18 protein-coding genes are annotated in these 14,177 nt (G+C 70.6%); 5 read left to right on the forward strand and 13 right to left on the reverse strand.

The window, feature by feature from the left end:
• Complete coding sequence (rplN, locus tag HNP44_RS00835) at positions 1-369, reverse strand: 50S ribosomal protein L14 (RefSeq protein ID WP_013128004.1); 369 nt, start codon at positions 367-369, stop codon at positions 1-3.
• A gap of 154 nt (positions 370-523) precedes the next feature.
• Here rplN and HNP44_RS00840 point away from each other — a divergent pair, with 154 nt between their 5' ends.
• The 3 genes from HNP44_RS00840 to HNP44_RS00850 are packed head-to-tail and all read left to right on the forward strand — an operon-like array spanning position 524 to position 5,495.
• On the forward strand, positions 524-1,558 hold the full coding sequence (locus HNP44_RS00840) for an endonuclease domain-containing protein (protein WP_259143974.1): 1,035 nt from the start codon (positions 524-526) through the stop codon (positions 1,556-1,558).
• Positions 1,558-2,232 carry a hypothetical protein gene (locus HNP44_RS00845; RefSeq protein ID WP_259143975.1) on the forward strand — a complete coding sequence of 225 codons (675 nt, stop codon included), beginning with the start codon at positions 1,558-1,560 and terminating at the stop codon, positions 2,230-2,232. The genes HNP44_RS00840 and HNP44_RS00845 overlap by 1 nt, the downstream gene beginning before the upstream one ends.
• Positions 2,229-5,495 (forward strand): helicase HerA domain-containing protein, encoded by a 3,267-nt coding sequence (locus tag HNP44_RS00850; protein WP_259143976.1) that lies wholly within the window; start codon positions 2,229-2,231, stop codon positions 5,493-5,495. Before HNP44_RS00845 ends, HNP44_RS00850 begins: the two co-directional genes overlap by 4 nt.
• Positions 5,496-5,683: 188 nt before the next feature.
• On the opposite strand, the gene HNP44_RS00855 is transcribed toward HNP44_RS00850, so the two are convergent.
• On the reverse strand, positions 5,684-7,081 hold the full coding sequence (locus HNP44_RS00855) for a DEAD/DEAH box helicase (protein WP_259144263.1): 1,398 nt from the start codon (positions 7,079-7,081) through the stop codon (positions 5,684-5,686).
• 392 nt (positions 7,082-7,473) lie between these two features.
• Here HNP44_RS00855 and HNP44_RS00860 point away from each other — a divergent pair, with 392 nt between their 5' ends.
• Both HNP44_RS00860 and HNP44_RS00865 read left to right on the forward strand, forming a co-directional pair.
• Positions 7,474-8,025, forward strand: a complete 552-nt coding sequence (locus tag HNP44_RS00860) for a hypothetical protein (protein ID WP_259143977.1) — start codon at positions 7,474-7,476, stop codon at positions 8,023-8,025.
• Positions 8,026-8,128: 103 nt separating this feature from the next.
• Positions 8,129-8,671 (forward strand): hypothetical protein, encoded by a 543-nt coding sequence (locus tag HNP44_RS00865; protein ID WP_259143978.1) that lies wholly within the window; start codon positions 8,129-8,131, stop codon positions 8,669-8,671.
• Positions 8,672-8,766: 95 nt separating this feature from the next.
• Here the strand turns inward: HNP44_RS00865 and rpsQ are convergent, their stop codons facing one another.
• The 11 genes from rpsQ to rpsJ are packed head-to-tail and all read right to left on the reverse strand — an operon-like array spanning position 8,767 to position 13,997.
• Positions 8,767-9,051: a 30S ribosomal protein S17 gene (gene rpsQ, locus HNP44_RS00870; RefSeq protein ID WP_068573211.1), complete on the reverse strand. Its 285-nt coding sequence runs from the start codon at positions 9,049-9,051 to the stop codon at positions 8,767-8,769.
• Positions 9,048-9,278 carry a 50S ribosomal protein L29 gene (rpmC, locus tag HNP44_RS00875; RefSeq protein WP_013128010.1) on the reverse strand — a complete coding sequence of 77 codons (231 nt, stop codon included), beginning with the start codon at positions 9,276-9,278 and terminating at the stop codon, positions 9,048-9,050. Before rpmC ends, rpsQ begins: the two co-directional genes overlap by 4 nt.
• Complete coding sequence (gene rplP / locus HNP44_RS00880; RefSeq protein ID WP_259143979.1) at positions 9,278-9,694, reverse strand: 50S ribosomal protein L16; 417 nt, start codon at positions 9,692-9,694, stop codon at positions 9,278-9,280. Before rplP ends, rpmC begins: the two co-directional genes overlap by 1 nt.
• Positions 9,695-9,698: 4 nt before the next feature.
• A complete protein-coding gene (gene rpsC, locus HNP44_RS00885) occupies positions 9,699-10,508 on the reverse strand; it encodes a 30S ribosomal protein S3 (RefSeq protein WP_068522668.1) in 810 nt (269 codons plus the stop codon).
• 2 nt (positions 10,509-10,510) lie between these two features.
• Positions 10,511-10,912, reverse strand: coding sequence for a 50S ribosomal protein L22 (rplV, locus tag HNP44_RS00890; RefSeq protein ID WP_146485435.1), 402 nt, complete (start codon positions 10,910-10,912; stop codon positions 10,511-10,513).
• Positions 10,912-11,193, reverse strand: coding sequence for a 30S ribosomal protein S19 (gene rpsS / locus HNP44_RS00895; RefSeq protein WP_068573204.1), 282 nt, complete (start codon positions 11,191-11,193; stop codon positions 10,912-10,914). The genes rplV and rpsS overlap by 1 nt, the downstream gene beginning before the upstream one ends.
• A 14-nt stretch (positions 11,194-11,207) precedes the next feature.
• Positions 11,208-12,044 carry a 50S ribosomal protein L2 gene (rplB, locus tag HNP44_RS00900; RefSeq protein ID WP_224647304.1) on the reverse strand — a complete coding sequence of 279 codons (837 nt, stop codon included), beginning with the start codon at positions 12,042-12,044 and terminating at the stop codon, positions 11,208-11,210.
• The gene (gene rplW / locus HNP44_RS00905) at positions 12,045-12,356 is read right to left on the reverse strand and encodes a 50S ribosomal protein L23 (protein WP_068522672.1); all 312 of its coding nucleotides are present in this window, start codon (positions 12,354-12,356) and stop codon (positions 12,045-12,047) included.
• Complete coding sequence (gene rplD / locus HNP44_RS00910; protein WP_259143981.1) at positions 12,356-13,009, reverse strand: 50S ribosomal protein L4; 654 nt, start codon at positions 13,007-13,009, stop codon at positions 12,356-12,358. Before rplD ends, rplW begins: the two co-directional genes overlap by 1 nt.
• Positions 13,006-13,671 (reverse strand): 50S ribosomal protein L3, encoded by a 666-nt coding sequence (gene rplC / locus HNP44_RS00915; RefSeq protein ID WP_224647306.1) that lies wholly within the window; start codon positions 13,669-13,671, stop codon positions 13,006-13,008. The genes rplD and rplC overlap by 4 nt, the downstream gene beginning before the upstream one ends.
• A 20-nt stretch (positions 13,672-13,691) precedes the next feature.
• Positions 13,692-13,997 carry a 30S ribosomal protein S10 gene (gene rpsJ, locus HNP44_RS00920; RefSeq protein ID WP_003938093.1) on the reverse strand — a complete coding sequence of 102 codons (306 nt, stop codon included), beginning with the start codon at positions 13,995-13,997 and terminating at the stop codon, positions 13,692-13,694.
• Between the last annotated feature and the right edge of the window lie 180 nt (positions 13,998-14,177).

Genomic DNA, 14,177 nt, shown 5'->3' on the forward strand with positions numbered 1-14,177 from the left:
TCAGAGCACCTCCGGAGCCAGCGAAACGATCTTCATGAACTTCTTGTCGCGCAGCTCGCGGCCGACCGGGCCGAAGATGCGGGTGCCACGAGGGTCGTTGTCGTTCTTGATGATGACAGCGGCGTTCTCGTCGAACTTGATGTACGAACCGTCCGGACGGCGGCGCTCCTTGGCGGTCCGCACGATGACGGCCTTGACGACCTCGCCGCGCTTGACGTTGCCGCCGGGGATGGCGTCCTTGACGGTGGCGACGATGATGTCACCGATGCCGGCATAGCGGCGCGAGCTTCCACCGAGCACGCGGATGCAGAGGATTTCCTTAGCACCCGTGTTGTCGGCGACCCGCACCCGCGATTCCTGCTGAATCACTAGAGAGTCTCCTCGACCTGGATTTTCATGCGCGCCGGATTTCCGACCCGAACGCGCGTGGTCAGCCGCCTGGCACCACAGGGCGCCGGGCAACCCGTCCATGATAGGGGAAGTCGCAGGTAGATGTCGAATCCGCGCGGGCTATCGTGCTGGGGTGCAGCTCTCCGATCTGCCCGTACGCGGCGTCACGCGACTGCGGGGCACCTCCGCCCCCGCGCTCGCCTCCGCCGCCGAGCGCCGCGGGCCGCAGGACCCGGTCGTGGTCTTCCCAGGCCTCCCGCAGCCGCTGCCCTCCTCTCCCGGCGCCATCATCGACGACGTGCTGGCCCGGGCGGTCGCCGTCGCCTTCGAGGTCTTCCCCGCCTGGCTGCCCGACCCGGCGATCTCCCCCGAATCCGGCGGGATCCTGGACCGGTTCGCCGCCCGCGAGCTCACGCACCGGCACGATGGCGGCGCCGGGATCGGCACTGCGCTCGGCGCGCTCGCCACCGCGGCGCTGCGGCCCGAGTCGGGCCGAGGCTTCGCCGAGCTGCCCGCCGCCGACCGACGCGACGCCCTCGAGTACGCCCTCACCAGCAGCTACCACGCCCCGTCGGTGGCGCTCGCGATCGATGTCGAACGGCCACTCCCCCCGCACCTCGGTGACGCCCTCTCCAGCGCGTCGCGGTGGCTCGCTCGGGGAAACAGCACCGTCTGGCTGTTCGGGCCGGGCGCGGCGCCCCTGGACCGGTTCCCGGTCGTCGACGGTCCGCCCGTCGTGGTGGAGCCGCGCCGCGAGCCGTCGGAGTTCACCGTCGGGCTCGAGCCGCTGCCCGCGTTCCCGCCCGTCGCGGGGAAGCCGCACCCGGCCAGCGCCGCGGAGCAGCGCCTCGAGCGGGGGCTGCTGAGCCAGGCGTGGGCGGGGGCGCGGCACTGGAACTACGCCATCGACCTGGCGCCACTGGCCCGGCCGGTCCGCGTCGACCTGCTGTTCCCGCAGCCCCGCCTGGTGGTGGAGGTCGACGGCCCGGACCACCGCGCAACCGAGAAGTACGAGGCCGATCGACGCCGCGACGCCGACCTCATGCTGGCCGGCTTCCGAATACTGCGGCTGACCAACGCGCGGATCATGGACGACCTCGCGGAATCCCTGTCGATCATCCGTACATTGGTCACTGCAACGGAATCGGGCCGCGGGAGGGGTGCGTGATGGGCGAGTCGATCGCGGGGCTCACGGGCACGGAATCCGCGGTGCTGCTGGTGCTCGCGTCCGCCGTCGAGCCGGTGCGCAACCCGGATCTCAAGCTGCTCGGGCCCGCCCTGGAGGCCCCGTCGCGACGCAAGCTGGTCGAGCGCGGCCTGCTCGACGTCGAGGTCGGCGAGCGCCGGGCGCTGCTGCTCTCCCTCACCGACCGCGGCTGGGCCGCCGCGGCCGCGCTACTGGAATCTCCTCCCCCGGCGCGCGCGACACCACAGCTGCGCGCGCTCTTCACCTTCGCCGCCGGGATCGGCCGGTACCTGCGCCGCGAGTCGCTCGCGCTGGGCGAGGTGGCCACCCCCGCCGACGCCCCCGCGCCGTCGGTGCCCCCCGCTCCCGCCCCGTCCGTCCCCGAGCCCGCACCCGACGGACCGCCCGCCGACCGGGTGCGCGCCGCCTACCGTGCTGTCGCCGCGCTGGGGGCCTGGGTGGCCCTGCGCGACCTGCGGGCCGCGCTGCCCGGCGTGCCGCGCACCGTCGTCGACGAGGGCCTGCGCGCCCTGTATCCCGAGCCCGGCGTGCACATCGTCGCCGAGGACAACCTCAAGGCCCTCACCCCGGACGACCACGCCGCCGCGCTGCAGCTGGGCGGCCGTCCCCTGCACGCGATACGGATCACCCGATGACCCTCCACGACACCCAGCGCACCGCGCTGCGTTCCGTCCGCCTGAGCTGGGCGCCCACCTACGAGGAGGTGTGGGACGCGGCGTCGGAGGACACCCACGTGGACGGCCTGCACACCGACGTCTGGGAGGACCTCGAGGACGCCCTCGGCGACGCCGTCGCGTCGACCGGCGCCTCCCCCACCGGGCTGGTGATCACCGGCAACGCCGGCACCGGCAAGACCCACCTGCTCACCCGGTTCCGTTCCGAGGTGCAGACGGCCGGTCACTACTTCGTGCTGCTGGAACTGCTCGACGCCACCGACTTCTGGCGCGCCGCGCTGACCTCGCTGCGCAGTTCGCTGCTGCGCCCCGCCCGCGACCACGCGACCCAGCTGGCGCAGCTGCTGTGGCTGCTCTCCGACGAGGCCGGGCTCTCCCGCGCGCACCGCCGCGAATTCTCCGGCGACGCCGTGCCCACACCGGAAGGTCTCGACGCGTTGGTCGCGGCCATGAGCAAGCGCCGCCCGCAGGTGCGGCAGTACCACGGCGTGCTGCGTGCGCTGGTGCTGCTGGCCTCCCCCGACAGCCGCCTCGCCGACCTCGGCTCCGCCTTCCTCGATGACATCGAGGTCGAGGAGACCGCCGCCGAGCGGCTGCACTGGGGCCTGCCGGCCCACGGCTTTCCCGCGGTCGAGACGGTGCGCGCGGTCTCGGCGTTCATGGCGGAGACCGCGGCGACGGTCTTCGCCGTCGACCAGATCGACACGCTCCTCGCGCAGTCCGCGGCCACCCTCACGGCGCCGGACGCCGCCGAGAGCGAGGTGATCGAGCAGGTCGGCCACGGGCTGATGTCGCTGCGCCAGGGCCTGTACCGCACCGTCACCGTCGCCTGCATGCTGCCGACGGCGTGGGAGACGCTCTCCAGTCGCGCCACCGCCTCCGTCGCCGCCCGGTTCCGGGTGGTCGGCCCGCTGAAGTCGCTGCCCGACGGTGCCATCGCCCGCGCCATCGTCGAGCGTCGGCTCACTGCCGCGTACCGCGCGAAGGATTTCGTCCCGCCGCACCCCACCTGGCCGATCGCCCCGGAAGCCTTCGCCTCCGCGGTGCACCACACTCCGCGGGACCTGCTCACCAAGGTCGACGCGCACATCCGCGCATGCGTGAGCACCCGCACCGACTTCGAGCTCGCAAGTTTCGACGACGGGCCGGCGCGCTCGGCACCGTCGGTCCCGGGACCCGGGCCGACGGAGCCCGCCCCGGCGCCCGCGGACCCGCCCGTCGACGTGCTGGCCCGCATCGACGAGCAGTTCGAGGCGCTGCGGATCCGGGCCCGTGTCGGCGACGTGGCGACCGACCAGGCCGTCGCCGACAAGCGGATGGGCGGCCTCATCGAGGCCGGCCTGCGGGCATGGACCCGCGAGGACGGCGGCGACGGCTTCCAGATCGAGCGGGGCAACAAGCAGCTCGACGGCCGGCTGCGCCGGCGCCTGCCCGGCCGCGTCGAGGACGAACAGCACTGGGCCTTCCGCGCGATCCCCGCGGCCAATGCCGTCGCCGCCACCAACCGCGTGCAGAGCGCCGCGACCGCGGCCGGCGTCGCCGCCGGGATGGATCGTCGCAAGCTCTTCCTGCTGCGCTCCACGTCCTGGCCGACCAGCCCGAAGGCGTCGTCGGTCATCGCCGACGCCGTCGAGCGCGGCGCCGAGCTGCTCCCCCTCGACGAGGCCGACCTCGCCACCCTCGACGCGCTGGGGCGCATCATCGCGCACGGCCCCGACGGCCTCGACGAGTGGCTCACGGCGCGGCGCCCCGCCCACGGGCTGCGGATGTTCGCGGGACTCGACGGTGCCCCGAAGCCTGCCGCCGAGCGGCCAGCCTCGCGCCGCGCTCGCGGCATGATCCCCGGCGACGCGGTGGGCCGCGTGGGCGGGCTGTCGAGCTCCGTCGCCGACGTCATGTTCGGCGGCCCGCCCGTCCCGCGTCCCGCACCGACTCCCGAGCCCGCCGCCCGGCCGGCGGCGGCGCCGTCGGACCCCGCCGGCATCGCGGTGGGCCTCGGACCGGACCACGGGCCCGTCACCCTGAACCCGGCCGAGCTGCGCAAGCACACCGCGATCTTCGCCGGCTCGGGATCGGGCAAGACGGTGCTGATCCGCCGGCTCATCGAGGAGTGCGCGCTGCGCGGGGTCTCGGCGATCGTGCTGGACCCGAACAACGACCTGTCCCGGCTCGGCGAGGCGTGGCCGCAGGAGCCCTCGGGCTGGTGGGAGGGCGACGCCGAGCGGGCGCGCACGTATCTCGCCGACACGGACGTGGTGGTGTGGACGCCGAACCGGGCGTCCGCGCGACCGCTGGTGCTGCAGCCGATCCCGGATTTCGCGGCGCTGCGCGCGGGCATGGACGGCGACGATCTCGACGCGCAGGAGGCGCGGGAGGGCTTCGCGATGGCCGTGGAGGCGTGCGCGAGCGCGCTGGAGCAGCACGTCGGCGTCGGCGGATCGCGCCGCGAGCAGCAGCGCGCGATCCTGCGCGAGGCCCTCGACGCCTACGGCCGGGAGATCGGCCGCGCCGATATCCGGGCGTTCGCCGAGTTCCTCGGCGCATGGAATTCGACGCGCAGCAGTCTCGGCAGTGCCGACAAGCTGGCTCCCGAGCTCGCGGCGAACCTGCAGGCGGCACTCATCAACAACCCGCTTCTCGGTGGCCGCGGCGAGGCAGTCGACCCCGGGACGCTGCTCACTCCGGCGGGCGGCAAGGCCGCGCGGATCTCGGTGATCAGCCTCATCGGCCTGCCCGACGAGACGCAGCGGCAGACCTTCGTCGCGCAGCTGCAGCTGGCGCTGTTCTCGTGGATCAAGCGCCATCCCGCGGGCGATCGCCCGCTCGGCTGGCTGCTCGTCATGGACGAGGCGCAGCAGATCGCGCCTTCGGGGGCGGTGAAGCCGTCCACGGAGTCGACGCTGCTGCTCGCCTCGCAGGCCCGCAAGTACGGGCTGGGGTTGGTGTTCGCGACGCAGGCACCGAAGGGCCTGCACGACAAGATCGTCGGCAACAGCGCGACGCACTTCTACGGAAAACTCAACGCGCCCGTGCAGATCCAGGCCGCGAAGGACCTGGCGGCCGCCCGCGGCGGCCGGCTCGACGGCATCGGTGGGCTGGGCGCGGGCGACTTCTATCTCGGGGCGGGGGCGGCGACGGTCCGCTTGCACTCACCGATGTGTCTGAGCCATCACGCCGCCAGCCCGCCCACCGAGGACGAGGTACTGGCGATCGCCCGCGGCTGACGGCGGGGCTGACCGCGCGTGGGTCCACGCGGGCAGTCCGACCATCGTCCACAGATCCGGCGAGGGCTCGGCGCCGACGGCCGCCATTCGATCTGTCCACCGGGGCACCTCCGATTCCCTGGGTCCAGCGGACCCCGGTACGCGGCGCGGCAAACGAGTAGGCGACTACCCGATTGTGCGGGCGGGCATCAGCCCGCGGGGCGGGTGGCCCGGCGACGGGGCTGCTGGGCGCGGCCCTGCCCCTGCGGGCGGCCCTGGCCGGACGGTGCCTGCCGGGCGCCGGAGCGCTGCTGGCCGCCCTGGCCCTGGCCCTGGCGACGCTGCTGGCCGCCCTGACCGGCGGAACCGCCCTGACCGCGGCCGGCGCCGTCGGACCGCTGCCCGGTGCCCTTGCCGCGCCCGGCGCGGCCCCGGCCCGGGGCGTGACCGCCGCCGGACCTGCGCTGCTGCTGCGGCTGCGGCGCCACGACCTCGGGCTCGACGTACGGCGCGACCTCGCCGACCAGCTCGACGACGACCGGCGATGCGGCCGTCACAGCGACAGGACGGGCGCTGATCGCGGCCTTCTTGAGCAGGGCCTGCGTGTCCTTGCGCTGGTCCGAGGTCATCACGGTGACGACGGTGCCCTCATTGCCGGCGCGGGCGGTGCGACCGCTGCGGTGCAGGTAGGCCTTGTGCTCGGCCGGCGGATCGACGTGCACGACCAGCTCGATGTCGTCGACGTGGACGCCGCGGGCCGCGATATCGGTGGCGACGAGCACGCGGGCGGTGCCGGTGCTGAAGGCCTCGAGGTTGCGGTCGCGCTGCGGCTGGCTGAGGTTGCCGTGCAGGTCGCGCGCAGGGATGCCATCGGCGGTGAGCTGCTTCGCCAGCTTCTTGGCCTGGTGCTTGGTGCGCGTGAACAGGATGCGGCGGCCCGTACCCGAGGCGAGGGCGCGCACCAGCTCGTTCTTGTCGTCCTTGCCGCCCACCTCGAAGACGTGGTGCGTCATGGCGACGACGGGCGAGTTCTCGGGGTCGACGGAGTGCGAGACCGGGTCGGTCAGGAACTTGCGGACCAGCCGGTCGACGCCGTTATCCAGCGTGGCGGAGAACAGCATGCGCTGCCCGCCGGCCGGGGTCGCGGCCAGGATCCGGGTCACGACGGGCAGGAAGCCCAGGTCGGCCATGTGGTCGGCCTCGTCGAGCACGGTGACCTCGACCCGCGACAGGTCGACGATGCGCTGTCGCATCAGGTCCTCGAGGCGGCCGGGGCAGGCGACGACGATGTCGACGCCGTTGCTCAGCGCCTGCTCCTGGCGGGTCTGCTTCACCCCACCGAAGATGGTGGTGACGCGCAGGCCGGCGGCACGGGCCAAAGGCTCGACGGTGGCGGTGATCTGGGTGGCCAGCTCGCGCGTGGGGGCGAGGACGAGGCCCGACGGCTTGCCCGCGGGGGCGCGATGCCCGGCGATGCGTGCGACCAGCGGGATAGCGAAGGCCAGGGTCTTGCCCGAGCCCGTCTTCCCCCGGCCGAGCACGTCGCGGCCGGCCAGGGTATCGGGCAGGGTGTCCGCCTGAATGGGGAACGGCGTGCTGCGGTCCATGTCGTTCAGGGCGGCGATGAGGTTCGAGGGGACGCCGAGGTCGGCGAAGGAGCGGGTGGACACAGGGGTGCTCACGGTAAGGGTGTACCTAACGGTGGTGGTGGCGAAGGCGGCGGTGGCCGCATCCGTTCGCCGCAAGAAAAGAACCGGGGAAATGGTCTCGAGCCGAGATCGGCGAGTCAGGGGCCCGGGTGCCCTACGACGGCGCGGGACGTCACCGTCCCGCATGTTCCTCAGCATAGCAAACCTGTTCGCACCGTCCCGCATAATCGATGATGGAGTGCCGATGCTCACACACTGTGCGTTCGCACCCTCGTGGAACGCAGAGGGACTTCATGAGCGACAATGCAGTCATCAGGCGCGCGTCGACGCGCATCAGGGGAGGCAAGATCATGACCGCAGTTACGAGGATCCATCCGTTCCGCGGCCGCGGGGGCGCGGCACTGGTCGTCGGGGCTTCGCTGTTCGCGCTCGCAGGCTGCGGCTCGGTGGCGGGGACCGGCTCGGCGGACCCGCAGGACGTGGCCGCGTATCAGAGCACCATCGCGTCGTCGCGGGCCGCCGCCGCGGCGTCCGCGGGCAAGTCCGCGTGCTCGTCGTGGCAGTCCGGGTACGACACCCGCATCGTCGCCAGTCGCGCGACCGTCGCCTTCACCAAGGACCCGAAGTGGACCTGGGACGGCATCACCGGCCTGATCAACGCGGAGTTCGCCGCGATCGCCACGGAGACGGGCCGACTGCCGGGCATCATCGCCACGGAGAACCTCGCGCCCACGATCAAGACCGCGATCACCGACTACAAGGCCAAGCTCGACGCCTACAACGAGGGCCTGCGGGTCGACCAGGCCGCGCGCGGCTCGGGCGAGAACACCTGGGCCAAGAGCAACCCGGCGTTCTCGGCGCTGGGCGATGCCGCCAGCGCGGTGCGTCGCGCCTGCGCCTGATTGATCAACGACGTGTTCTAGATCACGAATATTTCCGTACGCTGACGTCGTTTGCCGGGCTATCTTCTTGGTGTTCATCATTTGACATCGAGAGGTAATCATCGTGACCATTCGCATCTGGGGTGCCCGCACCGTCTCCGCGGGCCTGCTGGCCGCCGCCCTCGCCACGCCCCTCGCCGGCGTCGCCGCCGCGGCACCGAATCCCGTACCCGGCACCGGAGCAGCGGCACCGTCGGCCCCGGCACCGGGCGCGAGCCCGAACGCCCGCACGGCCCGCGCCGTCTACGACCAGTGGATCGCGAACCGCGCGCCGCGCGCGAATGCGACCAAGGCCGCTGCGCAGTTCACGAAGAACCCGAAGTGGCAGTGGGACGGCATCCAGCCGCTGATCAATGCCGAGCTCGCCGCGATCCGCACCGAACAGGGCACCCTGCCGGGCACCATCAACCGCGCCGCCACCGTCCCTACTGTCGCGAACGCGCTGCGCGCCTACCAGGCCCGCCTGGCCGAGTACGCCACTGCGCTGAACAATGACCGCAACGCGCGCGGCACCGGCGATCGCACGTGGCCGACCTCGAACCCCGCCAGCACGCGCCTGAGCTCCGCGAGCCAGGCGGTCCACGACGCCGTCGGCGCTGTCCGCTAACTGCGGCACTGCGGCGACGGTCAGGCACCGTCGGACGACGAAACCCCGGCCTCCTCGCGGAGGGCCGGGGTTTCGAGTCTGTGGAGCGGGAGGGCCTACTTGGCCTTCTCCAGCACCTCCACCAGGCGCCAGTGCTTGCTGGCGCTCAGCGGACGGGTCTCCATGATCCGGACGCGGTCGCCGACACCGGCGACGCCCTCTTCGTCATGCGCCTTCACCTTGGAGGTGGTGCGGATGATCTTGCCGTACAGGGAGTGCTTCACGCGGTCCTCGAGCTCGACGACGATGGTCTTCTCCATCTTGTCGGACACGACGTACCCGATGCGGACCTTGCGGCTGTTCCGCTCCTCGGTGGTCACATTGCTTCCGTTCTCACTCATGCGGCGTCACCCTCCGGGCCCGAGGCCAGGCCGAGCTCCCGCTCGCGCAGGATCGTGTAGATCCGGGCGATGTCGGTACGCACGGTGCGCAGGCGACGGTTGTTGCTCATCTGCCCGGTGGCCATCTGGAACCGCAGGTTGAACAGCTCCTCCTTGGCCTCGCGCAGCTTCTCCACCAGCTCGTCCGCGGTGAGACCGCGAAGATCAGCGGCGACGGTGTTCGACATCAGAACTGCTCCTCTCGGGTCACGATGCGGGTCTTGCACGGGAGCTTGTGCTGGGCGCGGCGCAGGGCCTCGCGAGCGGTCTCCTCATTGGGGTAGGTCATCTCGAACAGCACGCGACCGGGCTTGACGTTCGCGACCCACCACTCGACCGAACCCTTACCGGAACCCATGCGGGTCTCGGCGGGCTTCTTCGTGAGGGGGCGGTCCGGGAAAATGTTGATCCAGACCTTGCCGCCACGCTTGATGTGCCGGTTGATGGCGATACGAGCGGACTCGATCTGACGGTTGGTGATGTAGGCGGGCTCGAGAGCCTGGATGCCGTAATCACCGAACGTCACCTGGTTGCCGCCCTTGGACTGGCCGGAACGGCCGGGGTGGTGCTGCTTGCGGTGCTTCACCCGACGGGGGATCAACATGGCGTCAGCCCTCCTGGTTCGTTGCAGCCGGAGCCGCCGCCACCGGAGTCTCCTCCGTTGCGGCGCGACCGGCCTCGGTGCTGGTGGCGGTCGTGCCCGACGCGCCGCTGCGACGCGGGCGCTGCGGGCGCTCACGACGCGGGCCGCGACGGTCGTCGTTCGACGGTGCCGCCAGCTCGCGCCGGCCGCCCACGACGTCGCCCTTGTAGATCCACACCTTGACGCCGATCCGCCCGAAGGTGGTCTTCGCCTCGTGCAGGCCGTAGTCGATGTCGGCGCGCAGCGTGTGCAGGGGCACGCGGCCCTCGCGGTAGAACTCGCTGCGGCTCATCTCCGCGCCGCCCAGGCGACCCGAGCACTGGACCCGGATCCCCTTGACGTTCGGCTGACGCATCGCCGACTGGATCGCCTTGCGCATCGCGCGGCGGAACGCCACGCGGTTGCTCAGCTGCTCCGCGATGCCCTGCGCGACGAGCTGGGCGTCGGCCTCGGAGTTCTTCACCTCGAGGATGTTGAGCTGCACCTGCTTCTTGGTGAGCTTCTCCAGCTCCGAGCGGATGCGATCGGCCTCGGCGCCGCGGCGGCCGATGACGATGCCCGGACGCGCGGTGTGGATGTCCACCCGCACGCGGTCCCGGGTCCGCTCGATCTCGATCTTGCTGATGCCGGCACGCTCGAGGCTGTCGGTCAGACGCTTGCGGATCTGAACGTCTTCCTTGACGTACTCGGAGTACTGCTTATCGGCGTACCAGCGGGACTTCCAGTCCGTGGTGATGCCGAGGCGGAAGCCGTGGGGATTGATCTTCTGACCCATGCTTACGCTCCCTTCCGGCTGTTGCGGCTGGCGGCGGGCTTCTTCGACTCGACCGACTCCACCACCACGGTGATGTGGCTGGTGCGCTTACGGATCCGGTACGCGCGGCCCTGGGCCCGCGGCTGGATGCGCTTCATGGTCGGGCCCTCGTTGGCGTACGCCTCCGAGACGACCAGGGTGCGCGGGTCGAGGCCCAGGTTGTTCTGCGCGTTGGCGATGGCCGACGCGAGAACCTTGGCGACGGGCTCGCTCGCGGCCTGCGGTGCGAACCGCAGGATCGCGAGCGCCTGCTCGGCGTCCTTACCGCGGACCAGATCGATGACGCGACGGGCCTTCATGGGCGTGACGCGCACGAAACGTGCGGTCGCCGACGCCGAGGTCTGTGCTGCTGTGTCGTTGCTCATTAGCGGCGCTTCGCCTTCCGGTCGTCCTTGATGTGGCCCTTGAACGTCCGCGTCGGGGCGAACTCGCCCAGCTTGTGACCCACCATGTTCTCCGAGACGAACACCGGCACGTGCTTGCGACCGTCATGGACGGCGAAGGTGTGACCGATGAAGTCGGGGATGATGGTGGAGCGGCGCGACCAGGTCTTGATGACCTGCTTGGTGCCCTTGTCGTTCTGGACGTCGACCTTCGCGAGGAGGTGGTCGTCGACGAACGGGCCCTTCTTGAGGCTGCGTGGCATTCTCTAACTCCCTCCTAGCGCTTGTTCTTACCGGACTTGCGGCGACGAACGATCATCTTGTCGCTCGCCTTGTTCTTGCGGGTGCGGCCCTCGGGCTTGCCCCACGGGCTCACCGGGTGGCGACCACCGGAGGTCTTACCCTCACCACCACCGTGCGGGTGGTCCACCGGGTTCATGACGACACCACGGACGGTCGGGCGCTTGCCCTTCCAGCGCATACGGCCGGCCTTGCCCCAGTTGATGTTGCTCTGCTCGGCGTTGCCCACCTCGCCGACGGTGGCGCGGCAGCGCACGTCGACGCGACGGATCTCGCCGGAGGGCATACGCAGGGTCGCGTACGCGCCCTCCTTGCCCAGCAGCTGGACGCTGGCACCGGCCGAGCGGGCCATCTTGGCACCGCCACCGGGACGCAGCTCCACGTTGTGGATCACCGTGCCGGCGGGGATGTTCCGCAGCGGCAGGCAGTTGCCCGGCTTGATGTCGGCGTTGGGGCCCGACTCCACGATGTCGCCCTGCTTCAGGTCCTTGGGGGCGAGGATGTAACGCTTCTCGCCGTCCAAGTAGTGCAGCAGTGCGATCCGCGAGGTGCGGTTGGGGTCGTACTCGATGTGCGCGACCTTGGCGTTGATGCCGTCCTTGTCGTGACGACGGAAGTCGATCAGACGGTAGGCACGCTTATGGCCGCCACCCTTGTGCCGGGTGGTGATGCGGCCGTGCGCGTTACGGCCACCACGGCCGTGCAGCGGACGAATCAGCGACTTCTCCGGGGTCGAACGCGTGACCTCGTCGAACGTCGAGCCCGACGAGCCGCGGCGACCCGGAGTGGTCGGCTTGTACTTACGGATAGCCATTTAGCTCGCGCCTCCGAAGATGTCGATGGGCTTGCTATCGGCACTCAGGGTCACGATGGCGCGCTTGGTGCTCTTGCGCTGACCGTAACCGGCACGGGTGCGCTTGCGCTTGCCCTGGCGGTTCAAGGTGTTGACGCTGTCGACCTTGACGCCGAAGACCTTCTCCACGGCGATCTTGATCTGCGTCTTGTTCGCGTCCGGGTGCACCACGAAGGTGTACGTGTTCTCCTCGATGAGGCCGTAGGCCTTCTCGGAGATCACCGGCGCGAGCAGGATGTCCCGCGGGTCGGCGGGGATGGTTGCGGTGGCCATCAGGCGTTCGCCTCCTCGGTCTTCGTGGCGCTCGCGATGAACGAACCCAGAGCCTCGCGGCTGAACACCAGGTCATCGGCGTCCAGGACGTCGTAGGTGTTGAGCTGGTCGGAGTAGATCCACTTCGCGTTCGGCAGGTTCTGGACGCTGCGCTGCGCGGTCAGGTCCTCGCGGCCGACGACCACGAGGAACTTCTTGCGCTCCGACAGCGCGGCCAGGAACAGGCGGGCGGTCTTGGTCGACGCCTCCTGGCCGGCCACCAGCTCGGTGACGACGTGGATACGGTCCTCGCGAACCCGGTCGGTGAGGGCACCGCGCAGGGCGGCGGCCTTCATCTTCTTCGGGGTGCGCTGGCTGTAGTCGCGCGGCTGCGGACCGTGCACCGTGCCACCGCCGTTGAACTGCGGCGCGCGGGTCGAGCCCTGACGGGCGCGGCCGGTGCCCTTCTGGCGGTACGGCTTGCGCCCACCGCCGCGGACCTCGCCGCGGGTCTTGGTGGAGTGCGTGCCGGCACGCGCAGCGGCGAGCTGCGCGACGACCACCTGGTGCATCAGCGCGATGTTGGGCTCGACGTCGAAGATCTCGGCGGGGAGCTCGACGGTGCCGTCGACCTTGCCGTCGGCGGTCTTCACATCAAGAGTCAGCTTGCTCATGCGCGAGCACCACCCTTCACTGCGGTACGGACCATCACGAGGCCGCCCTTGCGGCCGGGGATGGCGCCCTTGATCAGCAGGACGCCGGCCTCGGCGTCCACCTTGAACACGGACAGGTTCTGCGTGGTGACGTTGTCCGAGCCCATGCGGCCGGCCATCCGGACGCCCTTGAAGACGCGACCCGGGGTGGCGCAGCCACCGATGGAACCGGGCGCACGGTGCACGGCCTGCACACCGTGGCTGGCGCCGAGGCCCGAGAAGCCGTGGCGCTTCATGACGCCGGCGTAGCCCTTGCCCTTGCTGACGCCGGTGACGTCGACGAAGTTGCCGGCCTCGAAGACGTCGGCGCCCAGCTCCTGGCCCACCTCGTAGTCGGCGGCGGCATCGGCGTCGGCGAGCCGCAGCTCGGCGATGTGGCGGCGCGGGGTGACACCGGCCTTGGCGAACTGACCCGAGACGGGCTTGTTCACCTTGCGGGGGTCGATCGCGCCGAAGGCGAGCTGCACGGCGTCGTAGCCGTCAGCGGCCTGGGTACGGATCTGGGTGACCACGTTCGGCCCGGCCTTGACGACGGTGACCGGGACGACCCGGTTGTTCTCGTCGAAGACCTGGGTCATGCCGAGCTTGGTGCCCAGGATTCCCTTGATCTTGTTCTCAGTCATAATCGTTTCTCCGCAGCCGCTTACTGGATGTTCACGTCGACGCTGGCCGGCAGATCGATGCGCATCAGCGCGTCGACCGTCTTCGGCGTCGGGTCCAGGATGTCGATCAGCCGCTTGTGCGTACGCATCTCGAAGTGCTCGCGCGAGTCCTTGTACTTGTGCGGCGAGCGGATGACGCAGTACACGTTCTTCTCCGTCGGCAGCGGCACGGGACCGACGACACGGGCGCCGGTGCGAGTCACGGTCTCGACGATCTTCCGAGCAGACGCGTCGATCGCCTCATGGTCATAGGCCTTGAGCCTGATGCGGATCTTCTGTCCCGCCACGCTGTGTCCTCTTCCGTCAAGTGTTCAAACGTATTGCCTGACACACGGACAGCTGAATCACCTGCGGGAACGTATCCCGCTTGAAGTCGATCGACGCTGTTCATGTATCAAATTGCTCCGGTCCACGCGGTCGGGCGTGTCGCGCTGGCGCTCATACTCCGCCGTGTGTTCCGGTGGCTC

This window comes from Tsukamurella ocularis, assembly GCF_024807615.1.
GTDB classification, from domain to species: Bacteria; Actinomycetota; Actinomycetes; order Mycobacteriales; family Mycobacteriaceae; genus Tsukamurella; species Tsukamurella ocularis.

What these genes read in the sequence shown, in the direction of transcription:
- rplB (WP_224647304.1), bottom strand. Translation starts at nt 12,044, where the DNA reads ATGGCTATCCGTAAGTACAAGCCGACCACTCCGGGTCGCCGCGGCTCG.
- rpmC (WP_013128010.1), bottom strand. Translation starts at nt 9,278, where the DNA reads ATGTCGAACACCGTCGCCGCTGATCTTCGCGGTCTCACCGCGGACGAG.
- rplP (WP_259143979.1), bottom strand. Translation starts at nt 9,694, where the DNA reads ATGTTGATCCCCCGTCGGGTGAAGCACCGCAAGCAGCACCACCCCGGC.
- HNP44_RS00850 (WP_259143976.1), top strand. Translation starts at nt 2,229, where the DNA reads ATGACCCTCCACGACACCCAGCGCACCGCGCTGCGTTCCGTCCGCCTG.
- HNP44_RS00855 (WP_259144263.1), bottom strand. Translation starts at nt 7,081, where the DNA reads ATGGACCGCAGCACGCCGTTCCCCATTCAGGCGGACACCCTGCCCGAT.
- HNP44_RS00860 (WP_259143977.1), top strand. Translation starts at nt 7,474, where the DNA reads ATGACCGCAGTTACGAGGATCCATCCGTTCCGCGGCCGCGGGGGCGCG.
- rpsC (WP_068522668.1), bottom strand. Translation starts at nt 10,508, where the DNA reads ATGGGTCAGAAGATCAATCCCCACGGCTTCCGCCTCGGCATCACCACG.
- rpsS (WP_068573204.1), bottom strand. Translation starts at nt 11,193, where the DNA reads ATGCCACGCAGCCTCAAGAAGGGCCCGTTCGTCGACGACCACCTCCTC.
- rplV (WP_146485435.1), bottom strand. Translation starts at nt 10,912, where the DNA reads ATGAGCAACGACACAGCAGCACAGACCTCGGCGTCGGCGACCGCACGT.
- HNP44_RS00845 (WP_259143975.1), top strand. Translation starts at nt 1,558, where the DNA reads ATGGGCGAGTCGATCGCGGGGCTCACGGGCACGGAATCCGCGGTGCTG.
- rplC (WP_224647306.1), bottom strand. Translation starts at nt 13,671, where the DNA reads ATGACTGAGAACAAGATCAAGGGAATCCTGGGCACCAAGCTCGGCATG.
- rplD (WP_259143981.1), bottom strand. Translation starts at nt 13,009, where the DNA reads ATGAGCAAGCTGACTCTTGATGTGAAGACCGCCGACGGCAAGGTCGAC.
- rpsQ (WP_068573211.1), bottom strand. Translation starts at nt 9,051, where the DNA reads ATGAGTGAGAACGGAAGCAATGTGACCACCGAGGAGCGGAACAGCCGC.
- rplW (WP_068522672.1), bottom strand. Translation starts at nt 12,356, where the DNA reads ATGGCCACCGCAACCATCCCCGCCGACCCGCGGGACATCCTGCTCGCG.